Below are 21,648 nucleotides of genomic sequence, written 5' to 3' on the forward strand. Positions count from 1 at the left end.
TCCCTTTCGAGCGTGCCGATCAGTGGTCGGACACGGACGACTCTGCACTCCCCCGCTCAGGCATGTACATGACTTTGCCTAGTTGTCATGCGCTACTTGCCGGTTGACTCCTGGGAGTCTGCGCCGGACGCCTCGCCGGTGGCCTCGGCCGCACGGCCGGTCTCCTCGGCGACGGCCACGCTGTCGCCCGAGCCCTCCGCCGGGGCGTCGGCCGCGGCGCCGGTGGCGGTGGACGCGGAGGGCTCCTCGGCGGGGGCGTCGGCCGCGGGCGCGGGCTTCCCGGCCGAGACCTTCGCACCGGGACCGGTCTTCACACCGGAAGCCGCCGCCTCGCCCTTGCCGGCCGCGTCCTCCTGGGAAGCCGCCTCGCCCTCGGCGGGCTCTTCGTCAGAAGCCGCAGCCTCGGAAGCCGGCTCGCCCTTGGCGTGCTCTTCGGAGGCCGCCTTGCCGGAAGCCGGCTCCTTGGGGGCCGCCGCCTCAGAAGCCGCCTCCTCGGAGGCCGCCTCCTTGGGGGCCGCCGCCTCAGAGGCCGCCGCCTTGGGAGCCTTGCCCTCGGAAGCCGCCGCCTCCTCGGACGCCGCCGCCTCAGAAGCCGCCGTCTCCTCGGACGCCGCCTCCTTGGAAGCCTCGCCCTCAGAGGCCGCCTCGTCGGGAGCCGCCTTCTCCTCGGACGCCGCCGGCTTCTCCGAGACCGCCGTGTCGGCCGCCGCCGTCTCCGTCGCCGTCGCCGGTTCCTCGCCGGCCGCGCCCTCGGAGAGCACCGTGTCCGGTACCAGCTCCGACGCCTCCTTCGCCGCCGTCAGCAGGACCGTGTCCTGCGGGGCCTGGTCGGCGAAGTTCTCGGGGTGGTGGCAGGCGACCCGCTGGCCCGGCCGCAGCTCCACGAGCTGGGGCTCGGTGGTCTTGCAGATCTGCGTCGCCTTCCAGCACCGGGTGTGGAAGCGGCAGCCGGAGGGCGGGGCGATGGGCGAGGGCACATCGCCGCGCAGCAGGATGCGCTCGTTCTTCTGGCCCCGGCGCTTCGGGTCCGGCACGGGCACGGCCGACATCAGCGCCTTGGTGTACGGGTGCATCGGCGACTCGTACAGCGAGGTGCGGTCGGCGAGTTCCACGATCTTGCCGAGGTACATCACCGCGATGCGGTCCGAGACGTGCCGGACGACCGAGAGGTCGTGCGCGATGATCACGTATGTGAGGCCCAGCTCCTGCTGGAGGTCGTCCATCAGGTTGACGACCTGCGCCTGGATCGACACGTCCAGCGCGGAGACCGGCTCGTCCGCCACGACCAGCTTCGGCTTCAGGGCGAGCGCGCGGGCGATGCCGATGCGCTGGCGCTGACCGCCGGAGAACTCGTGCGGGTAGCGGTTGTAGTGCTCGGGGCTGAGGCCGACCAGGTCGAGGAGCCGCTGGACCTCCTTCTTCACCCCGCCCTCGGGCTCCACGCTTTGGAGCCGGAAGGGCGCCGAGACGATCGAGCCGATGGTGTGCCGGGGGTTCAGGGAGCCGTACGGGTCCTGGAAGATCATCTGGATGTCGCGGCGCAGCGGGCGCATCTGCCCGGTGCTCAGCCGCGTGATGTCCTGGCCCTCGAAGGTGATCCTGCCGTCCGTCGGGTCCTGGAGGCGGGTGATGACCCGGCCCATGGTCGACTTGCCGCAGCCCGACTCGCCGACCACGCCCAGGGTCTCGCCCTTGCGCACCTCGAAGTCGATGCCGTCGACGGCCTTCACGGCGCCGACCTGCCGCTGCAGGAGGCCCTTCTTGATCGGGAAGTGCTTGGTCAGCCCCTCGACCTTGAGCAGCACGTCCCGCTCCTCGGGAGCCGACGCCTGCTTCGGGACCACGGCCTCGGCGACGGTGTCCGTCTTCTTGGTCTCACTCACAGCTTGGGCGCAATCTCTTCGGTCCAGATCCGCTGGCGGTCCTCGGCCGAGAGGTGGCAGGCGGACCAGTGCCCGGTGCTCACCTGCTCCAGCTCGGGGCGCACCGTGCGGGTGACGTTCCCCTTGGGGATGTCCGCGTACGGGCAGCGGGGGTGGAAGGCGCAGCCCGAGGGGACGTTGATGAGGCTCGGCGGGGAGCCCTTGACCGGGATGAGCCGTTCGGAGGTCTCGCGGTCGATGCGGGGCATCGAGCCGAGCAGGCCCCAGGTGTAGGGGTGCTGCGGCTGTTCGAAGACCTCGCCGGCCGGACCGCGCTCCACGCACCGGCCGCCGTACATCACGAGGACGTCGTCGGCGATCTCGGCGACCACGCCGAGGTCGTGAGTGATCATGATGACCGCGGAGCCGAACTCCTTCTGCAGGTCACGGATCAGGTCGAGGATCTGCGCCTGGACGGTCACGTCGAGGGCGGTGGTCGGCTCGTCCGCGATGAGCAGTTCGGGGTTGTTCACCAGCGCCATGGCGATCATGGCGCGCTGGCGCATACCGCCGGAGAACTCGTGCGGGTAGCCGTCGACGCGCTTGGCGGGCTCGGGGATGCCGACGCGGTCGAGCATCTCCACGGCCCGCGCGCGGGCGACCTTCTTGCTGACGTCGTGGTGCACCCGGTAGGCCTCGACGATCTGGTCGCCGACCTTGTAGTAGGGGTGCATCGCGGACAGCGGGTCCTGGAAGATCATCGCCATCTCGCGGCCGCGGAGCTTGCGCACCTCGTCCGGGGCGGCGGATACCAGTTCCTTGCCGTCCAGCCAGATCTCACCGGACATCTGCACGTTCTTGCCGCGGGTGCCGAGCCGGTGCAGGCCCATGATGGCCTGCGAGGTGACGGACTTGCCGGAGCCGGACTCGCCCACGATGGCGAGGGTCTTGCCCTTCTCCAGCGAGAAGCTGAGCCCGTCGACGGACTTCACCAGGCCGTCGTCGGTCGGGAAGTGCACCTTGAGGTCGCGGACCTCCAGGAAGGCTTCGGGCGCCTTGCCGGACTCGGTGGGCTCGCCCACCGCCGCGCCGGTCTTGGAGAGTTCGGTCACGAGAGCCTCACCCGCGGGTCGGCGGCGGCGTAGAGCACGTCCACCACGAGATTTGCGATCACGACGAAGAAGGCGGCGAGCAGCGTCACGCCGAGGATCTTGGGCAGGTCGTTGTCGGTGATGCCCTGGACCGCGTACTGACCGACGCCGCCCAGCGAGAAGACGCTCTCGGTGATCACGGCACCGCCGAGCAGCAGACCGAGGTCCATGCCGAACACGGTGATGATCGGGGTGAGGGCCGCGCGCAGTCCGTGCCGGACCACGACGTTGCGCTCGCGCAGACCCTTGGCGCGGGCCGTGCGGATGAAGTCCTCGTTCATCGTCTCCAGCATGCCCGAGCGGGTGAGCCGCGCGTAGATGGCGGAGTACAGCAGCGCCAGCGAACACCAGGCGGGGAACAGGGTGTTGGCCCACTGCTCGGGGTTCTCGGTGAACGGGACGTAGTCGCGTCCGAAGATCGGCCAGTTGAAGACGAAGAGCAGGATCGCCAGGTTCCCCGTGAAGAACATGGGCAGCGAGACGCCGGCGAGCGCGATGCCCATGAAGGTGCGGTCGAAGACCGAGCGTGGCTTCAGCGCGGAGATGACACCGATGACCACACCCGAGACGAGCCACAGCACGGCGGCGCCCGCGGCCAGCGACAGGGTGATCGGAATGCGCTGGGTGAGCTGCGGCCAGACCGCGACGTGGTCCTTGAAGGAGTAGCCGAAGCAGGGTACGTCGCAGTGCACCGTAGTGGGCCCGAGGTTGTAGTCGGCGCCGGCCACGATCCCCTTGATGAAGTGCCAGTACTGGACGTAGACGGGCTGGTCCAGACCGAGGTTGTGCTTGACCGCGACGATGTCCGCCTTCGACGGGCTCTTGCCGATGTACTGCTGCGCCAGCTGATCCGCTGTCTGGCCGGCGAGCCGTGGCAGCAGGAAGAAGATGGCAAAGGTGACCGCGGAGACGACCAGCAGCAGGATCACTGCCGCGAACGTCCGGCGGAGGATGTACGAGATCACGGGGATCGGCGCTGGTGCCCGCGGGCCGCGAAGCCCGCGGGCACCAATGCCTTCACCTGCCTTCCGGGGCTGCTACTTCGACGCGACGCCGATGTTGAGGTAGTCGTACTGACCGCTGAAGGCCGCCGTGGAAACCAGGTTGGTGTAGTTCTGCGGGCGGGCCAGCAGGACCTTGAAGTAGGTCAGCGGGACGAGCACGGCGTCGTCCATGGCCTTCTTGTCGATCTGCGTGTAGAGGCTGTTGCGCTCGTTGGTGTCCTGAGTGCCGATCGCCTTGGACAGCTGGGCGTTGACGTCCTTGTTGTCGTACTGCGACAGGTTGGTGTTACCGGACTGGCTGATCGCCTTGCCGTTCAGGATCTGCTGCAGGAAGCCGTAGCCGGAGGGCCAGTCGGCGCCCCACTGCATCATCTCCAGGCCGATGTTCTGCTTCTTGGTGAACTTCGGCACGCCGGCGTAGTCGGTGAAGTACTTGCCGGACGGGTACTGCTTGAGGGTGGCGTTGATGCCGACCTTCTTCAGCGAGTTGATGATCGCCGTGGCGGCGTCGATCTCCTGCGGACGGTCCGAACGGGCCGAGATGTTCGTCGAGATCGAGGACTTGCCGCAGGCCTTCAGCTGCTGCTTGGCCTTGGCCGCGTCACCCTTGCTGTCCGTGGTGGCGTAGACGTCGGACTTGGCGTAGCCCGGGATGTCCGGCGGGAGGACCGTGGAGGCGATCTCACCGCGGATCGGGCCGCCCTCGGCGGTCTGCACCGAGACCTTGTCGATGGCGTACTGGACGGCCTTGCGGCACTCGGCCTTGTCGAACGGCGCGACCTGGGTGTTGATCGCCATGTAGACCAGGCGGCCACCGTAGGTGTTGTCCGTGTTGGCCTTCTTCGACGGGTCGGTGATGACCTGGGCCTGCGTCGCGGCCTGGACGCCCGTGCCGCCGAGGTCGATCGCGTTGCCCGCGAGGACGTCCTTGTCGATCGTCTCCGGGTTGACCTTCAGCTTGACGACGATCTTGTCCGGCAGCTGCTTGCGCAGCGGGTCCGTCTTCGCGTCCCAGTTCTCGTTGCGGACGAGGACGGCCTGCTGGCCCTCCGCGTAGCTCTGGAACTTGTACGAGCCCGAGGAGACGATGTGCTTGACGTAGTCGACGCCCGTGTCCTTCGCCTTGGGCACCGGGGCCGTCTGCGGGGCGGCGACCAGGTAGTCGAACTCCTGGAAGGCCTGCTTCAGGTGGAAGACGATCGTGGTGTCGTCCGGGGTCTGGATGGAGGACAGGCCCTTGTCGCTCTTGTCCTTGTACGGGCCCTTGTACTTGTCGCCGCCGGCCAGGAACTGCTGGAAGTAGTTCGGGCCGAGGGAGAGCACGTCACGCGCGAAGTTCGAGCGCTCGACGGCGTACTTGACGTCCTTCGAGGTGATCGGCGAGCCGTCCTCGTACTTCAGGCCCGAACGCAGCTTGTACGTCCAGGTCTTGCCGCCGTCGCTCGGGACGCCCTTGCTCGCGGCGAGGTCCGGGACGAGGGCGTTGCCCTCCTGGCCGGCGCCCGGCTTGAAGGTCATCAGCGGGCGGGCCCACAGCCGGCTGAGGTTGTACATGTACGCGTAGTACGTGTTGCCCGGGTCGAACGAGTCCGGGACGTCGGACAGCTCGTAGGTGAGCGTGCCGCCCTTCTTGTCGGACGCGTTGACGACGCCCTTGGTCGCGGCGTTGGCCCCGGCCGACTTGGTGCCGTTCTCGTTCTTGTTGTCATCGGCCTTGCTGCAACCTGCAAGAAGCAGGCTGGCGGAGCCGATGGCCGCGATCGCGGCCAGCGCTGACCTTCGCATGATGGGCGCTTTCCCCTCCATTGATCGGAAAAATTTTCGGGCTCTCCGCGGCAGGCGTCAGCGGCTGCGCGGGTCGAGAGCGTCGCGGAGACCGTCACCCAGCAGGTTGAACGCCAGGACGGTGATGAAGATGGCGAGACCAGGGACGATCATGAACATCGGGTCGACCTGGTAGAAGTTGACCGCCTCCCGGAGCATGCCGCCCCAGGACGCCTGCGGGGGCTGGATGCCGACGCCGAGGAAGCTCAGGGACGCCTCGAACAGGATGTTGGTCGGGATGAGCAGCGTCGAGTAGACGATGATCGGGCCGACCAGGTTGGGCATCAGCTCCCGGAACAGGATGTACGGGGCCTTGGCGCCCATGCCCCGGGAGGCGTCGACGAACTCGCGCTCGCGCAGGGCGAGGGTCTGGCCCCGGACGATCCGGCCCAGGTACGGCCAGTTGAAGAAGCCGATGACGAAGATCAGCACGCTCAGGTGGAGCGGCAGACCGTCCAGACCGAACGCGCCGCCCTGGAGGGTGGCGGAGATGGAGATGGCGAACAGCAGGAGGGGGAAGGCGAGGAACGTGTCCATCAGCCGGCTGATGATCGAGTCCACCCGTCCGCCGTAGTAGCCCGCGATCACGCCCATGATGGCGCCGATCACGTTGGACAGGACCGTGGCGCCGAAGGCGACCACCAGCGACACCCAGGAGCCCTCCAGGATGCGGGTGGCGATGTCCCGGCCGAACTTCGGGTCCACGCCGAGCGGGTGATCCGCGCTGATGCCGCCGAAGCTGCCCTTCGGCAGCGAGGTGTCCGGGCTGATCAGGTCCTGGTTGAAGGCGTTGGGGTCGAGCCCGAACGCGGCCTGGATGGGGCGCGAGAGGATCGCGACGAGGATCAGCAGGACGACGATGACGCCGCCCGCGACGGCGACCTTGTCCTTCTTGAACCGGGTCCAGGCGATCTGGCCCAGGGAACGACCCTCGATCTGCCCCTTACCGGCACCCTCCAGCACAGCCTCCGGCTGTGCCTCGGCTGCCGCCCCGGTGGTCTCGATCGGTGCGGTCACGGTGAGCGACCCCTCTCGCCGGTGGTGACCGGCCTGAACTGCCGCGGATTGCGGCTTTGTCGACTTGCCATCGAGCATGAGGTCTCAACCTCATGTCTGAGTCGGGAGTCTTCAGCGTCTCCGCGATCACCCGCCAGAGCTGACGGCGAAAGTATGCGCAACCGTGATGCAGTCCAGGGGATTCCGTTATCCGATCAGTGGGTAACGGGCATCGGACGTGGGCCAGTTGGGACAGAACGGTGAATCTACGCGGTTCGGGGCGATCGGGCGATGTCTACGCGCGCAGAAGTGTGGTGCCCGTGTGAAATCTGCGACCCGGACTCAGAAAGCCTGCCGCGCAGTCCGGTTGTCAGTAACCGCCGTGCACGGGCGGGTAGCCGTACCCGCCGGCCGGGGCCTGCGGCGGGACCGGCGCCTGAAGCTGCGGCTGCGGCGCGGGGGCGTGTGCCTCGCGGTCGTAGAACGGGCGCGCGTTGGCCCGCATCCACATCACCACCGGGTCGTAGCCGTCCGTCATCGCGACCGTCGAGACCGGCAGCCCCTCCGGGACCGCCCCGATGGACTGCTGCATCATCGCGCGCACCGAGTCGACCGCGGCCGGCGAGGTCTCGTACACGTCCAGGCCGATGGCCAGATACGGCGCCCCGAGCGCGGGCTGGACCCAGGCGCGGCGCAGGGAGCGCAGCGCGGGGGTGCGGTGCGCGTTCTGCGCGAGCAGGGCGTAGAACTGCGGGATCTCGATGCCGGGTTCCGACAGGCGGAGCGGACCGGCGGGCTGGCGGTCCAGGCCGGTGGCGATGCGGCGCAGATCCAGCCAGGGGATGCCGACACCGCCGCCCGGGGAGTGCGGATTGAGCCAGAGGCCGTAGTGGTCGGGATAGAGGGTGCGGGCCACGTCCAGGCCGTCGACCACTTCGTACGAACGGTTCCAGCCGCTGGCCGACAGCTCCTGGGCGGAGGTGACGCAGGGGGCGTAGTGGCAGCCGTCCACCTCCATGTCCCCGTACTGGGCGTCCGGGGAGCCGGCCTGGCCGTGCCACAGGAGCATCCAGATCTGGCCGGAGGAGGGGGTGGCGAGGGCGCGGAGCAGGGCCTCGTAGGCGTCGTAGCGTCCCGGGGTGACCTGGCGCAGCATGTGCTCGACGCTGCCGCTGTGGCTCGCGCTCACCTGTTGTACCGGCCCTTCTGCTCCGTGCCCCGCGTTTGGAGACAGCTTAAGCGCCCGGAGGCTCGGGGCCTCGGGTTCGTACGCGGGTGCGGGTCGTCCGTGGCCGGCCGCGCCCCGCGGCGGAGCCGCGTAGCGGATGCGGCCCCGCGCCCTTTGGGTGCGTTCAGTGGCCGTACTGGTAGAAGGGCCGGACGTTCGTCTTCAGCCAGTCGGAGACCGGGTCCTCGGCCACGTCCATGAGGATCAGGTTGACCGGCCACGCGACCGGGACCGTGCCGAGGGCCCGGCCGAGGGCGTCCAGGGGCAGGTTCCGGACGTCGCCCTCCCACTGGGAGAGTTCCACGCCCACGAACATCACCGGGTCGGCCGTCTCGATGACGGCCAGGCAGCGGCGGGCGGTGAGGACCACGCCGGTCCCCGCGAACTCGGCGGAGGCCGCGGCGAGGAAGTCGACCGGGTCGTCCTGCCAGTCGGGTTCGAACAGGCGGACCCGGCCGCCGGCGCCGGGCCCGTCGAGCGGGGTGCGGCCGGCGCGGCACAGCTCGGCCACGGCGTCGGGCGGCAGCGGGATGCCGACCACACCGCCCGGGTTCACCGCGATGCCCGCCTGCGGCGGCAGGCCGCGCGCGAACTCCACGGCGGGGGCGATGGTGTACGACATGTGGGAACCGGTCGCCTGGCGCAGCTGCTCCTCGGAGCTGAACACCGGGACGTACACCTGGCCGTCGATCTCCAGCGTCGGCAGGTCCAGCGGGCCGCTGTGCGGGCCCCCGCCGTTGGGCAGCGGTATCCACAGGAAGCTGCGCCCGAGGACCTCGACGATCCGGCCGCCCGCCGAGGGGATGCCGAGGGAGGCCGACAGCACCTCCTCCAGCTCGTTGCCGGGCCAACCGCCGTGCGGGTGGGGGTGCGCCTGTGCCGGGAAGTCCGCGGGAACGTCCGCCGGGAAGTCCATGTGCCTACCGCCTGCTGGGAACCACTGCTGGGAGCAAGAAGGCTAGCGGGTGGCCGTGACAGTGCCTCACCGCGCGAAGCCGACCCGGCCGAGGACGTCCGCCGCGTCCCGGTCCAGCAGCACCGCCGCGCCGCAGCCGGCGGGCAGCTCCCCCTTCTCCACCGCGCGCAGCAGCCGGGCGGTGGTGCGGCGGTGGCGGCGGAAGGCGTAGCGGGAGACGCCCCGGCCGCGCTCGCGCTGGCCCGCCCGGGCGGTGTCGGGGCTGACGTCGAGGAGGAGCAGGTGCAGGGTGGCGCCGCGGCGCCGGGCCTCGCGGGCCAGCCAGGCGCGCACCCAGCGCTGGGTGCCGCAGTCGTGCACGACGACGCCCTCGCCGGTGCGCAGCGCCCTGCGCAGGGCGGCGTAGTGGGCGAGGCGGACCAGGGGGCGGTAGAGCGCGTAGGGGACGCGGCGGGGGACGCGGGCGTCCCAGCGGTCGCGGGTGTCCTGGGAGTCGACGCGGTGGCCGGTGACCGCGCGGTGCATCAGGGTGGACTTGCCGCTGCCGGGCAGGCCGGTGATCACCACCAGGTCACCGGGGCCGAAGAGCAGGGCGTGCGGGCTGCGGCCCGCGCGGTCGCGCAGGTCGCGGACGACCGGGGCGGGACGGTCCGCGCGGCGGTCGCGGGCCGGGGCGGAGGGCTGTCCCGGCACCGCGATGCCGGCGTCGGCGGCGTAGGCCGATGTCCTGTTCACCGTGATCGTCCTCCCCAGGGGGCTCGGTCATCCCCATGCCCGTTCTGTGTAAAGAGAAGGTAATGGGCAACGGTAGAGGGTTCGTGTGCGTTCTGCCACAGCCCGGTCACAAGGAGCACGCTCTGGATGGGCGGGGAGCGGCGTGCAATGATGTGCCCGCCAACTGCATACCGGCCGCTTGAATCCGCGCGGGAGAGTTCCCAGCCCCGGGCTGGGACGCCGAAGGAGCAAGTCCCTCCCTTGAATCTCTCAGGCCCCGTTACCGCGCGGGCGAGGCACATCTGAAAAGCGGGCCGCTGTGTCAGTGGCTCCACCCAAGGTGCAAGCCGTGGTCGTCCCCGTGGCGGTCGTGGCGAACCTCTCAGGTTCCGATGACAGATGGGGAGGAACGATCCTCGCCTGTCCGCTCGCCTTGGGAGACGACCGTCCGATGAGCAGCACTGAACTCCGCCACACCGCGCTCGATGCCGTGCATCGCGCGCTCGGTGCGACGATGACCGACTTCGCGGGCTGGGACATGCCCCTGCGCTACGGCTCCGAGCGCGACGAGCACCTCGCCGTGCGGACCAGGGCCGGTCTCTTCGACCTCTCCCACATGGGCGAGATCACCGTCACCGGCGAGCAGGCCGCCGCGTTCCTGAACCACGCCCTGGTCGGCGACATCGCCTCCGTCGGCGTCGGCCGCGCCCGCTACACGATGATCTGCCGGGCCGACGGCGGCATCCTGGACGACCTGATCGTCTACCGGCTCGCCGACACCGAGTACATGGTCGTGGCCAACGCCTCCAACGCCCAGGTGGTGCTGGACGCGCTGACCGAGCGCGCCGAGGGCTTCGACGCCGAGGTCCGCGACGACCGGGACGCCTACGCGCTGATCGCCGTGCAGGGCCCGGAGTCCCCCGGCATCCTGAAGTCCCTCACCGACGCCGACCTCGACGGCCTGAAGTACTACGCCGGCCTGCCGGGCACGGTCGCCGGCGTCCCGGCGCTGATCGCCCGCACGGGTTACACCGGCGAGGACGGCTTCGAGCTGTTCGTCGCGCCGGAGCACGCCGTCGAGCTGTGGCAGGCGCTGACCAAGGCGGGCGAGGGCGCGGGCCTGGTCCCGTGCGGGCTGTCCTGCCGGGACACGCTGCGCCTGGAGGCGGGCATGCCGCTGTACGGGCACGAACTGACCACCTCCCTCACCCCGTTCGACGCCGGGCTCGGCCGCGTGGTCAAGTTCGAGAAGGAGGGCGACTTCGTCGGGCGCGAGGCGCTCGCCGAGGCCGCCGCCCGGGCCCAGGAGAACCCGCCGCGGGTCCTGGTCGGCCTGGTCGCCGAGGGCCGCCGGGTGCCGCGCGCCGGGTACGCCGTCGTCGCCGGCGGCGAGGTGATCGGCGAGGTCACCTCCGGCGCCCCCTCCCCCACCCTGGGCAAGCCGATCGCCATGGCCTACGTCGACGCGGCGCACGCGGCGCCGGGCGCCGAAGGCGTCGGCGTGGACATCCGGGGCACCCACGAGCCGTACCAGGTCGTGGCGCTGCCGTTCTACAAGCGCCGGAAGTAGACACTGGGCGCGGTCGCGCCCGCCGGGGACCCCGGTCCCGTGGCCGGGGCGTGACGCTGCGCACATTCGCCCGCTCACCAGCGGTTTTCGCAGTCCCCCGTCATCAGCACCCTCGCGTGTACAGGAGAATTCAGGCCATGAGCAACCCCCAGCAGCTGCGCTACAGCAAGGAGCACGAGTGGCTGTCGGCCGCCGAGGACGGCGTCGCGACGGTCGGCATCACGGAGCACGCGGCCAACGCGCTCGGTGACGTCGTCTTCGTGCAGCTCCCCGAGGTCGGCTCCACGGTGTCCGCGGGCGAGACCTGCGGCGAGCTGGAGTCGACGAAGTCGGTGTCCGACCTGTACTCGCCGGTCAGCGGCGAGGTCACCGAGGTCAACGAGGACGTCGTCAACGACCCGTCGCTGGTGAACTCCGCCCCCTTCGAGGGTGGCTGGCTGTTCAAGGTGCGCGTCGCGGAGGAGCCGGCCGACCTGCTCACCGCCGACGAGTACACCGCCTTTTCCGCCGGCTGAGGAGTCGTAGCCGTATGACTGTCCTGAACACGCCCCTGCACGAGCTGGACCCGGAGATCGCCGCCGCGGTCGACGCCGAGCTGCACCGCCAGCAGTCGACCCTGGAGATGATCGCCTCCGAGAACTTCGCGCCGCTCGCGGTGATGGAGGCGCAGGGCTCGGTCCTGACGAACAAGTACGCCGAGGGCTACCCGGGCCGCCGCTACTACGGCGGCTGCGAGCACGTCGACGTCGCCGAGCAGATCGCCATCGACCGGGTCAAGGAGCTGTTCGGCGCGGAGTACGCCAATGTGCAGCCCCACTCCGGCGCCTCCGCGAACCAGGCGGCCCTCTTCGCGCTGGCCCAGCCCGGGGACACCATCCTCGGCCTGGACCTGGCGCACGGCGGCCACCTGACCCACGGGATGCGGCTGAACTTCTCCGGCAAGCAGTTCGACGTGGTCGCCTACCACGTGGACGCCGAGACCGGCCTGGTCGACATGGCCGAGGTCGAGCGGCTCGCCAAGGAGCACCGCCCCAAGGTGATCATCGCGGGCTGGTCGGCGTACCCCCGGCAGCTGGACTTCGCCGGGTTCCGCCGGATCGCCGACGAGGCCGGCGCGTACCTGTGGGTCGACATGGCGCACTTCGCGGGCCTGGTCGCGGCCGGTCTGCACGAGAACCCGGTGCCGTACGCCGACGTGGTCACCTCCACCACCCACAAGACGCTGGGCGGACCCCGCGGCGGCATCATCCTCGCCCGGAAGGACTTCGCGAAGAAGCTGAACTCCTCCGTCTTCCCGGGCTTCCAGGGCGGCCCCCTGGAGCACGTGATCGCGGCCAAGGCGGTGTCCTTCAAGGTCGCGGCCTCGGAGGACTTCAAGGAGCGCCAGCGTCGTACGGTGGAGGGTGCCCGCATCCTCGCCGAGCGCCTGACGGCCCCGGACGCCCGCGAGGCCGGCGTGAACGTGCTGTCCGGCGGCACGGACGTGCACCTGATCCTGGTGGACCTGCGCGCGTCCGAGCTGGACGGGCAGCAGGCCGAGGACCGGCTCCACGAGGTCGGCATCACGGTCAACCGCAACGCCGTCCCGAACGACCCGCGGCCGCCGATGGTCACCTCGGGTCTTCGGATCGGCACGCCGGCCCTGGCGACCCGCGGCTTCACGGCCGAGGACTTCGCCGAGGTCGCGGACGTGATCGCGCAGGCGCTGAAGCCGTCCTACGACGCCGAGGCCCTGAAGGCGCGCGTGAAGGCGCTCGCCGACAAGCACCCGCTGTACCCGGGCCTGAACAAGTAAGTCCCCGGTGGGGCACCCGCCGAGGGTGCCCCACCACCCCCCTGCTGTCTTGAGGAGTGACCGTGGCCATCTCGGTCTTCGACCTGTTCTCGATCGGCATCGGTCCGTCCAGCTCCCACACGGTCGGCCCGATGCGCGCGGCGCGGATGTTCGCCCGCCGCCTGCGCAACGAAGGCGTCCTGGAGCAGGCCGCCGCCGTCCGCACGGAGCTGTACGGCTCCCTGGGCGCGACCGGGCACGGCCACGGCACCCCCAAGGCCGTCCTGCTGGGCCTGACCGGCGACTCACCGCGCACGGTGGACGTGGAGACGGCGGACGCGCGCGTGGAGGCGATCAAGGCGCAGGGGCGGATCCGGCTCCTGGACGAGCACGAGATCGCCTTCGACTTCGACCGGGACCTGGTGCTGCACCGCCGCAAGGCGCTGCCGTACCACGCCAACGGCATGACGCTGTGGGCCTACGACGCCGACGGCGAGGAACTGCTCACCAAGACGTACTACTCGGTGGGCGGCGGCTTCGTCGTCGACGAGGACGCGGTGGGCGCGGACCGGATCAAGCTGGACGACACGGTCCTGAAGTACCCGTTCCGCACGGGCGACGAGCTGCTGCGCCTGACGAGGGAGACGGGCCTGTCGATCTCCTCGCTGATGCTGGAGAACGAGCGGGCCTGGCGCACCGAGGAGGAGATCCGCGCGGGCCTGCTGGAGATCTGGCGGGTGATGCGCGAGTGCGTGCAGCGGGGCATGTCACGCGAGGGCATCCTGCCGGGCGGTCTGAAGGTACGCCGCCGCGCGGCCGTCTCGGCCCGCCAGCTGCGCGCCGAGGGCGACCCGCTGGCGCACGCCATGGAGTGGATCACGCTCTACGCGATGGCGGTGAACGAGGAGAACGCGGCGGGCGGCCGTGTGGTGACCGCGCCCACGAACGGCGCGGCCGGCATCATCCCGGCGGTCCTGCACTACTACATCAACTTCGTGCCCGGCGCCGACGAGGACGGCGTGGTCCGGTTCCTGCTGGCCGCGGGCGCGATCGGCATGCTCTTCAAGGAGAACGCCTCCATCTCCGGCGCCGAGGTCGGCTGCCAGGGCGAGGTGGGCTCGGCCTGCTCCATGGCGGCGGGCGCCCTCGCCGAGGTGCTCGGCGGCTCCCCCGAGCAGGTGGAGAACGCGGCCGAGATCGGCATGGAGCACAACCTCGGCCTGACCTGCGACCCGGTCGGCGGCCTGGTCCAGATCCCGTGCATCGAGCGCAACGGCATGGCCGCGGTGAAGGCGGTCACGGCCGCGAAGATGGCGATGCGCGGCGACGGCTCCCACAAGGTGTCCCTGGACAAGGTCATCAAGACGATGAAGGACACCGGCGCGGACATGAGCGTGAAGTACAAGGAGACGGCCCGGGGCGGGCTGGCCGTGAACATCATCGAGTGCTGACCCGGCCACCCGGCACCGGGGGCACGCTGCGGCGGCCTGCCCGCCGGAGGGGGCCGGCGGGGCTACACGAGCACCCCGGCACGGGGCCGACGAAGCCGCCCCTCGACCCCGCTCCGGCCACCCGACCCCACCGCGCGGTGGACCCCGCCGCGCGATGACAGGCCCCCGTCCGTCCCAGCCGCCTCCCCCGGCACACAGCCGCCCCGCCCACCGAACGGGGCGGCGCGTCACGCCCGGCGGACCACGCCCCTCGACCCAGCTCCGGCCACCCGACCCCACCGCGCGGTGACCCCCGCCGCCCCCTGACGGGCACCCGTCCGTCCCCGCCGTCCCGCCCACCGCACGGGGCGGCGCCGTCACGTCCGGCCGGCCCCCGCGCCGTGAGCCGGTGACCCGCCCGGCAGAGGGGGCCGTACCACCGGCCCGGCGCCCGGTCGGCGGTGCCGCGGCTCTCCTGATGTTCCCTCAAGGGCTACCGCACAGTAACCGCTTGGCCCTACGCTGCCGCCAACTCGACGGCTGCGAAAGGGAGTTCGGTGATACGCGGGATGAGACGGCTGGTGGCGCTCGTGGGGGCCGCCGCTTCGTTGGTGGTGGTGCCGGGCAACGCGCACGCGGCGTCGCCGAAGTTCTCCGAGACGACGGCCATCGGCACGCACAACGCGTACGACAAGGCCAAGTACACCTACTTCGCCCAGGCGCTGGACTCCGGCGCCTCGCTGCTGGAACTGGACGTCTACGTCGACAGCATCAGCCACCGCTGGCGGGTCAGCCACAGCAACCCGCTGGGCAACGACAACAACTGCGAGGCGGCGAAGACCCCGGGCGAGCTGTACAGCAAGAGCCGCAACCAGGACCTCGGCAGCTGCCTGGACAACATGGCCGCCTGGAACCAGCTCCACCCCGACCACCCGCCGATCGTCGTCAAGGTCGAGATGAAGGTCGGCTTCAACGACAAGGCGGGCCTCGGACCGGACGAGTTCGACACGCTCGTCGCGCAGAAGCTGGGCAGCAGCGTCTACAAGCCGGCCGACCTGCTCGGCGGCACGTACGGCACACTGGACGCAGCCGCGAAGGCCAACGCCTGGCCCGCCCGGGACGCCCTCAAGGGCAAGTTCCTCTTCGACCTGATCCCGGGCACGGTGGAGCAGTCCAACCCGTTCGACAGCTACTGGACGGACGAGGAGTACGGCGACCACCTGCGCGACCTGAAGGCGGCCGGGAACATCTCGGCGGCCCAGGCCTTCCCCGTCGTCCTCGGCGCGGCGAACGGCGACCCGCGCACCAGCCGCTACGACGCCTCGATCCGCCCCTGGTTCGTGTTCTTCGACGGTGACGCGGCCACGTACGTCGACAACGGCTACGACACCTCGTTCTACTCCGCGAACCACTACATCCTCATCACCACCGACGCCCACAACGTGTCGCCGGCCATCTCCTCCACCACTCCGACGGACGCGGAAGTCGCCGCGCGCCTCGCCCTGTTGGCCGAGAACCACGCCAGTCTGATCACCTCGGACTGGTCGGCGAAGTCCGCCTCCGCCCTGAGTTCGGTGACCACCCGGAGCTGAGGTTCCACAACGGCGCCCACGGGGGACAACCTTCACATGCTGCATGGCATCGACGTGAGCGCCTACCAGTCCTCCTCCTACGCGACGAGCGGTCTCTCCTTCGTCTTCATCAAGGCGACGGAGGGCCGTTCGTACGTCAATCCCAGACTCGCGGCCCAGGCCAAGCACGGCCGTGACGCGGGCCTGGTCGTCGGCTTCTACCACTTCCTGTGGCCCGGAGACCTCACCGCCCAGGCCGAGTACTTCCTCAGTCACGCCCCGGACCGCCGCGGCGATCTCCTGGCCGTCGACTGGGAGACCACCGGCGACGGCACGCACGCGAGCAACGCGGAGAAGGACCGCTTCATCCGCAAGCTGAAGGAACTGCGGCCGGACAACCGGGTGGTGCTCTACTGCAACCGCCACTTCTGGCTGAACGTCGACACCACCTCCTACGCCGGGGACGGGCTGTGGATCGCCGACTACGTCACCGCGGGCAAGCCCCGGATCAAGGCCAGGTGGCGGTTCCACCAGTACACCAGCGAACCCCACGACAAGGACGTGGCCGACTTCTCGAGCAAGGCGGCGCTGAAGGAGTGGGCCACGAGCGCGTGACGCGCTCGTGGCCCCTCCCGCCTCACCGCCGGTCAGCCCCGGAAGTCCGCCGGGCGCTCCGGGGACGCCTCCGCGAGGGCCTTGCGTACGGCTTCCACGCCGGCGCGGAGGCCGTAGACGGGGGTGCCGGGCTGCTGGCGCCAGGAGTCGTCGATGCCGCCGGCGTCGACGGTGTCGAAGCCGAGTTCGTCGATCAGGTCGCGCACGACGCGCTTGGCCGCCTCGTCGTCGCCGGCGACCGGGAGGGCCATGCGCTCGGGGTCGCCCGAAGGGCGCGGCCGGTCCAGGATGTCCTGGGCGTAGGTGCCGTTGAACGCCTTGACCACCGGGTGGCCGAGGTGCCGCTCGGTCCAGCGGCTCTCGGTGAGGCCCTCGTCCTCGATGGCCGTGATCCGGCCGTCCCGCTGCTGCGGGTAGTAGTTGCCGGTGTCGATCACCGCGACGCCCTCGGCCGCGCCGTCCAGCAGGCCGGCGGGCAGGTCCGGAACCGCCTTCAGCGGCACCGTGACGACCACGACCTGGGCGTCCTTGGCGGCGTCCTCGGCCCGGACGGGGGTCGCGCCGGTCTCCTCCGCCAGGTCGCGGAGCGTCTCGGGGCCGCGGGAGTTGGCGACGGAGACGTCATGGCCGAGGGCGGTGAGCCGCCGGGTGAGGTTGCCGCCGATGTTCCCCGCGCCGATGATGCCGATCTTCATGGCTGACCCTCCGGATGGTCTATGCGCATGCATGGGATGTTCTCCGGACAACCTCACCGGGTCCCGGCCTATTCCGCGCCGTGCGCCGAATCGGTGACGGCCGTCCGGCCGGCGCCCTGGGCGCCCGCCGGACGTGGAGGGCCGCCTGTCCGGCAACGGTGAGCGCACCGGTAACGTCGACCGGGTGACCCTCGCCCCGAACCTCCACGCCCGAGGGGCCGGCCCCGTGGCCGGCCCCGGCGACACCTGGCCCTGCGACCGGCTTCCCGCGCGCCCGCGGCCCCCCTACGCCGGGGAACCGGTCCCCACGGCGTTCTCCGCCGGCCCGCTGACCGCCTTCGCGATGCTGTCCGCGGGGAAGCGGGCGGTGCGGCGATGACGGAGACGACGACGGAGGTGCTGCGCGCCGAGGACGTGCACGTCGTCCGGGACGGGCGGCCCATCCTCCAGGAGGTCTCGCTGACCGTCCGGGCCGGTGAGCACTGGGCGCTGCTCGGCGCCAACGGCGCGGGCAAGTCCACGCTGCTGGGGCTGCTCGGCGCGGTGGTCCATCCGACCCGGGGCGCGGTGGAGGTGCTCGGGCACCGGCTGGGCCGGGTGGACCTGCGCGAGTTGCGGACCCTGGTCGGGCACGTCGACCCGCGCCATCCGCTGACCTCGCCGCTGCGGGTACGGGACGTGGTGCTCACGGGGGCGACGAACTCGGTCGAGCCGGTCCCCCGGTGGCGGCCCACCCCGGAGCAGACGGAGCGGGCCGAGGCGCTGCTGGCCACGCTGGGGCTGGGGGCGCTGCGGGACGCCCGGTGGCCGACGCTCTCGCAGGGGCAGCGCGGCCGGACGCTGATCGCGCGTGCGCTGATGCCCGAGCCGCGGCTGCTGCTCCTGGACGAGCCGGCGACCGGCCTCGACCTGCCCGGCCGGGAACAGCTGATCGACGCGCTGGAGGAACTGCGGGCGGCTCATCCGGCGCTGGCGACGGTGCTGGTCACCCATCATCTGGAGGAGCTGCCGGCGGGCACCACGCACGCCGTGCTGCTGCGCGACGGACGGGTGCTGGCCTCGGGGCCGGTCGCGTCGGTGCTCACCGGTGACCAGGTCGGCAAGTGCTTCGACCTGCCGTTGACGCTGGAGCGGCACGAGGGGCGCTGGAGCGTGCGCATCCGGCGCGGGGCGCGACGGCACGACGGCACGAGTGCGTGACTGCGTGCCTGCGTGCCTGCGTGACGAAGGGGGTGCCCGGGCCGCTCGGGGCGGGCACCCCTGTCGCCGGCGGGTCACTTGTTCAGGTAGGCCCAGAACTCGTCGAACGACAGCACCTTGTCGCCGTTGAGGTCACGGGTCTTGATGACGGCCTCCGCGACCGTCTCGGTGACGTTCCAGTCACCCTGCTGCGCGAGGGCGGACTTGAACTCCGCTGCGGTGATGAATCCGTCACCGTCCGCGTCGATCCGCTGGAACTGCTTGCGTGCTTCCTCGATGTCCGCCACCGATCCGCCCCTTTTGTTCGTGTTTCTCATGCCGTGCTGGCGTACTGACGCTGGTCAGGTTAACGGCCCGCACGAAAGCGGAGTGCGGCGACCACCCAGGCGCGGTCCCCGCCGACGCTGAGAACCCCGGTGCCGTCCTCGATCATGTCTGCGAGTCTGGGCCTTTCAGTGGGCGGCGACTCAAGGAGCGGGCCTTGGAGACCTTGCGGGACATCCTCGACGCGGCGGCGGCCGGTGTCTTCCCGCCGGCGGACGGCGGTACGACGGTCGTGGCGCAGCCCTCGCCGCGGGACGCCGGGGTGCTGTCCTTCACCGCGCACTCGGTGGTCGTCACCGACGAGGACCCGGGGTGGGTGTACGAGACGCTGCGCGGCCTGGACTGCGATCCCCTGGCGGCCACGCTGAACCCGCGCTTCCTGACCGCCCTCCTGGACCGGACCGGACGCCGGGCCGAGACCGTCGACGCGGTGCTGGTGGGCGACCCGCTGCCGGGTGGACCCCCGCTCGCGCTGACGGAGATCGAGGACGCCGGGCACCCCCGGATCCGGTACGCCCGAGGGCGCCGGGACGAGGTGCGGGCCTGGGTGGCCGACGGCGGGGTGCTGGTCATGGGGCGCGGGTTCGCCGGGCGGCTGGAGGTGTCGGTCGAGGTGGCCGAGGACGCCCGGCACCGGGGGCTCGGACGGCTGCTGGTGACCGCCGCCCGGCAGCTTGCCGCGGAGCCGCTGTGGGCCCAGGTGGCGCCGGGGAACGCCCGCAGCCTGCGGGCGTTCCAGGCCGCCGGGTACCGTCCGGTGGGCGCGGAACTGCTGCTTCAGCGGAAGATGCCGGTGTGCCCCAGTGAGTAGCGGCCCGGCTGGGGGTAGACGGCGAGGCCGTGCGGGCCGCTGCCGACCTTGATGCGGGCCACCTGCGCGCCGGTGCGGGTGTCGATGGCGTACACCTCGGCGTTGTAGCGGCCGGAGAGCCACAGGACCTTGCCGTCGGCGGAGACCCCGCCCATGTCGGGGCTGCCGCCGCCGGGCAGGCGCCACTTCTTGGTGAGCCGGTTCCGGGTGAAGTCGAAGATCGAGATGGTGCCCTCGCCCCGGTTGGAGATGTACATCTCGCGGGAGTCGCGGCTGACGTAGAGGCCGTGGGCGCCCTTGCCGGTGGCGAGGAACCGGGGCCGGGTGAACTTGTCGCCGTCCAGGATCCACAGGCCGTCGGCCATCATGTCGGCGATGTAGAACAGCTTGCCGTCCGGGGAGATCTTGACGTCCTGCGGCATGGCGCCTTGGAACGGCAGCTTCTCCTGGGCGACGACCTTCATCCGTGCCGTGTCGACCTTGAGGATCTCGCCGCTGAACTCGCAGGAGACGATGAAGTAGCGGCCGTCGATGGAGAAGTCGGCGTGGTTGACGCCGTAGCAGCTGACCGGAAGGGCCTTGACGACCTTCATGGTGTGCGCGTCGCGGAAGACCAGCTGGCGGTCCATGGAGGCCATGACGACGGCGTACTTGCCGTCGGGCGTGAAGTACAGGTTGTACGGGTCGTGCACGGCGACCGGTTCGCCGGCCCGGCCGGTCCTCGGGTCGATCGGGGTGAGGCTGTTGCCGAGGTCGTTGTTGACCCAGAGGGTCTTCAGGTCCCAGGACGGCACGACGTGCTGGGGCTGGCGGCCGACCGGGATGGTCTCGACGATCCGGTAGGTGGCGGGGTCGATGACGGTGACGGTGTCGGAGTTGGTGTTGGGGACGTACACCCGGGAGGGGAAGCCCTTGACCGCGGGCGAGAGCCGGTTCGGCCGGTCGGCGGCGTAGAGGTCGGCCGGGTCGTCCACCGGTGGCATCCCCGGCAACACGTCGACCAGCGGCTTCTTCACCTTCGGCTGGACCGGCGCCTTGCTGCCGGCGGGCTCGTCCGCGTGGTCGTGGGACCCGCCGCCGCACGCGGAGAGCAGGGTCAGGGCGGTGACGGCGGCACCGGCGGCCAGCAGCCGGGCGGCTTTCGTGGTTCGCATCAGCTCAGCAGCTCCGTGGTGGTGACCGCGCGCAGTCCGCGGCGGCCGAGTTCGGTCAGGACGTCGGGGAGGGCGGCGACGGTGTCGGGGTATCCGAAGTGCAGGCTCACCACCGATCCGTTGCGCGCGCCGGCGAGGACCTCGCGGATGACGGCGGCGGCGCCGGGGCGGGTGTAGTCGAGCGAGTCGACGTCGTACGACAGCACGTGCGGGTAGCCGGCGGCGCGGGCCAGCCGGGCGACGAGCGGGGAGGCGGCCGGGGCGCGGGAGGGGCGGAACCAGGTGCCGATGGAGCCGGTGAGCCGCTTGAGCCGCGTGGCGCAGTCGGTGATCTCCCGGCGGGCCTCCGCCTCGGGCAGGGTGTTGACGCCGATGTGCCGCTGGGTGTGGTTGCCGAGGTCGTGGCCGCCGTCGAGGATGCGGCGGGCGAGGTCCGGGTGCTGGTCCAGCCAGGTGCCGACGGCGAGCACGGTGAGCCGCGCGCCGCGCCGTTCGGCGGTGTCGAGCAGGGCGCGGGCCAGGGCGGGGTCCCCCTGGCCGTGGAAGGTGAGGGCCACCTGGGGGCGGGTGCGGGGGCCGTGGGTGATCTGGGCCGGGAGGCCGGGGTAGGCGCGGGGCCCCGGCGGCGGTTTCGGCGGGGATTGCGACGGGGACGGCACGGGGGCGGCCGGGACGGGGGGCCGGGCGGCGTGTCCGGTGCCGCATCCGGCGGCGAGCGCACCGCCGGCGACGATTCCGGCGCCGGTGCGCAGCACATCACGGCGGTGGGTGGGGGTCACCTGCACCATTTAAGGGGCGATCGGTAAGAA

At 71.0% G+C, this 21,648-nt stretch carries 21 protein-coding genes and 2 riboswitches; of the genes, 9 read left to right on the forward strand and 12 right to left on the reverse strand.

Going from position 1 to position 21,648, the window contains the following annotated elements; translation table 11 throughout:
- Window positions 1–92 precede the first annotated feature (92 nt).
- The 8 genes from ACZ5DC_RS30795 to ACZ5DC_RS30830 all read right to left on the reverse strand — a co-directional run bounded on the left by ACZ5DC_RS30795 (window position 93) and on the right by ACZ5DC_RS30830 (window position 9,716).
- Window positions 93–1,883 (reverse strand): ABC transporter ATP-binding protein, encoded by a 1,791-nt coding sequence (locus ACZ5DC_RS30795; protein ID WP_468658078.1) that lies wholly within the window; start codon window positions 1,881–1,883, stop codon window positions 93–95.
- Window positions 1,880–2,974 (reverse strand): ABC transporter ATP-binding protein, encoded by a 1,095-nt coding sequence (locus tag ACZ5DC_RS30800; RefSeq protein WP_366753810.1) that lies wholly within the window; start codon window positions 2,972–2,974, stop codon window positions 1,880–1,882. The genes ACZ5DC_RS30795 and ACZ5DC_RS30800 overlap by 4 nt, the downstream gene beginning before the upstream one ends.
- Entirely contained in the window at window positions 2,971–3,978 is a 1,008-nt protein-coding gene (locus tag ACZ5DC_RS30805) for an ABC transporter permease (RefSeq protein WP_171152614.1), read from the reverse strand. Before ACZ5DC_RS30805 ends, ACZ5DC_RS30800 begins: the two co-directional genes overlap by 4 nt.
- Before the next feature lie 72 nt (window positions 3,979–4,050).
- Window positions 4,051–5,802 carry an ABC transporter substrate-binding protein gene (locus ACZ5DC_RS30810; RefSeq protein WP_468658081.1) on the reverse strand — a complete coding sequence of 584 codons (1,752 nt, stop codon included), beginning with the start codon at window positions 5,800–5,802 and terminating at the stop codon, window positions 4,051–4,053.
- Window positions 5,803–5,859: 57 nt separating this feature from the next.
- Window positions 5,860–6,858 carry an ABC transporter permease gene (locus tag ACZ5DC_RS30815; RefSeq protein ID WP_468658083.1) on the reverse strand — a complete coding sequence of 333 codons (999 nt, stop codon included), beginning with the start codon at window positions 6,856–6,858 and terminating at the stop codon, window positions 5,860–5,862.
- 349 nt (window positions 6,859–7,207) lie between these two features.
- Window positions 7,208–7,993: an enhanced serine sensitivity protein SseB C-terminal domain-containing protein gene (locus tag ACZ5DC_RS30820; protein ID WP_225813401.1), complete on the reverse strand. Its 786-nt coding sequence runs from the start codon at window positions 7,991–7,993 to the stop codon at window positions 7,208–7,210.
- Window positions 7,994–8,189: 196 nt separating this feature from the next.
- Window positions 8,190–8,981: an enhanced serine sensitivity protein SseB gene (locus tag ACZ5DC_RS30825; RefSeq protein WP_468658085.1), complete on the reverse strand. Its 792-nt coding sequence runs from the start codon at window positions 8,979–8,981 to the stop codon at window positions 8,190–8,192.
- A 66-nt stretch (window positions 8,982–9,047) separates the two neighbouring features.
- A complete protein-coding gene (locus ACZ5DC_RS30830; protein WP_468658087.1) occupies window positions 9,048–9,716 on the reverse strand; it encodes an AAA family ATPase in 669 nt (222 codons plus the stop codon).
- A gap of 179 nt (window positions 9,717–9,895) precedes the next feature.
- Window positions 9,896–9,991: riboswitch (glycine riboswitch) on the forward strand.
- Window positions 9,992–10,104, forward strand: a riboswitch (glycine riboswitch).
- 42 nt (window positions 10,105–10,146) lie between these two features.
- Here ACZ5DC_RS30830 and gcvT point away from each other — a divergent pair.
- The 6 genes from gcvT to ACZ5DC_RS30860 all read left to right on the forward strand — a co-directional run bounded on the left by gcvT (window position 10,147) and on the right by ACZ5DC_RS30860 (window position 16,655).
- Complete coding sequence (gcvT, locus tag ACZ5DC_RS30835) at window positions 10,147–11,265, forward strand: glycine cleavage system aminomethyltransferase GcvT (protein WP_468658089.1); 1,119 nt, start codon at window positions 10,147–10,149, stop codon at window positions 11,263–11,265.
- Window positions 11,266–11,402: 137 nt separating this feature from the next.
- Window positions 11,403–11,780 carry a glycine cleavage system protein GcvH gene (gene gcvH, locus ACZ5DC_RS30840; protein ID WP_468658091.1) on the forward strand — a complete coding sequence of 126 codons (378 nt, stop codon included), beginning with the start codon at window positions 11,403–11,405 and terminating at the stop codon, window positions 11,778–11,780.
- A gap of 14 nt (window positions 11,781–11,794) precedes the next feature.
- Window positions 11,795–13,060, forward strand: coding sequence for a serine hydroxymethyltransferase (gene glyA, locus ACZ5DC_RS30845; RefSeq protein ID WP_366753803.1), 1,266 nt, complete (start codon window positions 11,795–11,797; stop codon window positions 13,058–13,060).
- A gap of 62 nt (window positions 13,061–13,122) precedes the next feature.
- Entirely contained in the window at window positions 13,123–14,490 is a 1,368-nt protein-coding gene (locus ACZ5DC_RS30850) for an L-serine ammonia-lyase (RefSeq protein ID WP_468658093.1), read from the forward strand.
- Between the two features lie 548 nt (window positions 14,491–15,038).
- Window positions 15,039–16,061, forward strand: a complete 1,023-nt coding sequence (locus ACZ5DC_RS30855) for a phosphatidylinositol-specific phospholipase C domain-containing protein (protein ID WP_468658095.1) — start codon at window positions 15,039–15,041, stop codon at window positions 16,059–16,061.
- A gap of 36 nt (window positions 16,062–16,097) precedes the next feature.
- Window positions 16,098–16,655: a glycoside hydrolase family 25 protein gene (locus ACZ5DC_RS30860; protein ID WP_468658097.1), complete on the forward strand. Its 558-nt coding sequence runs from the start codon at window positions 16,098–16,100 to the stop codon at window positions 16,653–16,655.
- Between the two features lie 32 nt (window positions 16,656–16,687).
- Here the strand turns inward: ACZ5DC_RS30860 and ACZ5DC_RS30865 are convergent, their stop codons facing one another.
- Window positions 16,688–17,350: an NADPH-dependent F420 reductase gene (locus tag ACZ5DC_RS30865; RefSeq protein WP_468658099.1), complete on the reverse strand. Its 663-nt coding sequence runs from the start codon at window positions 17,348–17,350 to the stop codon at window positions 16,688–16,690.
- 184 nt (window positions 17,351–17,534) lie between these two features.
- On the opposite strand from ACZ5DC_RS30865, the gene ACZ5DC_RS30870 reads away from it, so the two are divergent.
- Both ACZ5DC_RS30870 and ACZ5DC_RS30875 read left to right on the forward strand, forming a co-directional pair.
- Window positions 17,535–17,729, forward strand: a complete 195-nt coding sequence (locus tag ACZ5DC_RS30870) for a hypothetical protein (RefSeq protein ID WP_468658101.1) — start codon at window positions 17,535–17,537, stop codon at window positions 17,727–17,729.
- A complete protein-coding gene (locus ACZ5DC_RS30875; RefSeq protein ID WP_468658103.1) occupies window positions 17,726–18,550 on the forward strand; it encodes an ABC transporter ATP-binding protein in 825 nt (274 codons plus the stop codon). Before ACZ5DC_RS30870 ends, ACZ5DC_RS30875 begins: the two co-directional genes overlap by 4 nt.
- Window positions 18,551–18,624: 74 nt before the next feature.
- Here ACZ5DC_RS30875 and ACZ5DC_RS30880 read toward each other — a convergent pair whose 3' ends face one another.
- Window positions 18,625–18,837, reverse strand: a complete 213-nt coding sequence (locus ACZ5DC_RS30880; RefSeq protein WP_366753877.1) for an EF-hand domain-containing protein — start codon at window positions 18,835–18,837, stop codon at window positions 18,625–18,627.
- A 194-nt stretch (window positions 18,838–19,031) separates the two neighbouring features.
- Between ACZ5DC_RS30880 and ACZ5DC_RS30885 the strand changes: the two genes are divergently transcribed.
- Window positions 19,032–19,685 (forward strand): GNAT family N-acetyltransferase, encoded by a 654-nt coding sequence (locus tag ACZ5DC_RS30885; protein WP_468658105.1) that lies wholly within the window; start codon window positions 19,032–19,034, stop codon window positions 19,683–19,685.
- On the opposite strand, the gene ACZ5DC_RS30890 is transcribed toward ACZ5DC_RS30885, so the two are convergent.
- Window positions 19,652–20,839, reverse strand: coding sequence for a YncE family protein (locus ACZ5DC_RS30890; protein WP_468658107.1), 1,188 nt, complete (start codon window positions 20,837–20,839; stop codon window positions 19,652–19,654). The two genes, ACZ5DC_RS30885 and ACZ5DC_RS30890, sit on opposite strands and share 34 nt — an antisense overlap.
- Window positions 20,839–21,627, reverse strand: a complete 789-nt coding sequence (locus ACZ5DC_RS30895; protein WP_468658109.1) for a polysaccharide deacetylase family protein — start codon at window positions 21,625–21,627, stop codon at window positions 20,839–20,841. The genes ACZ5DC_RS30890 and ACZ5DC_RS30895 overlap by 1 nt, the downstream gene beginning before the upstream one ends.
- Window positions 21,628–21,648: the final 21 nt, after the last annotated feature.

The organism is Streptomyces sp. NPDC031445, assembly GCF_055581365.1.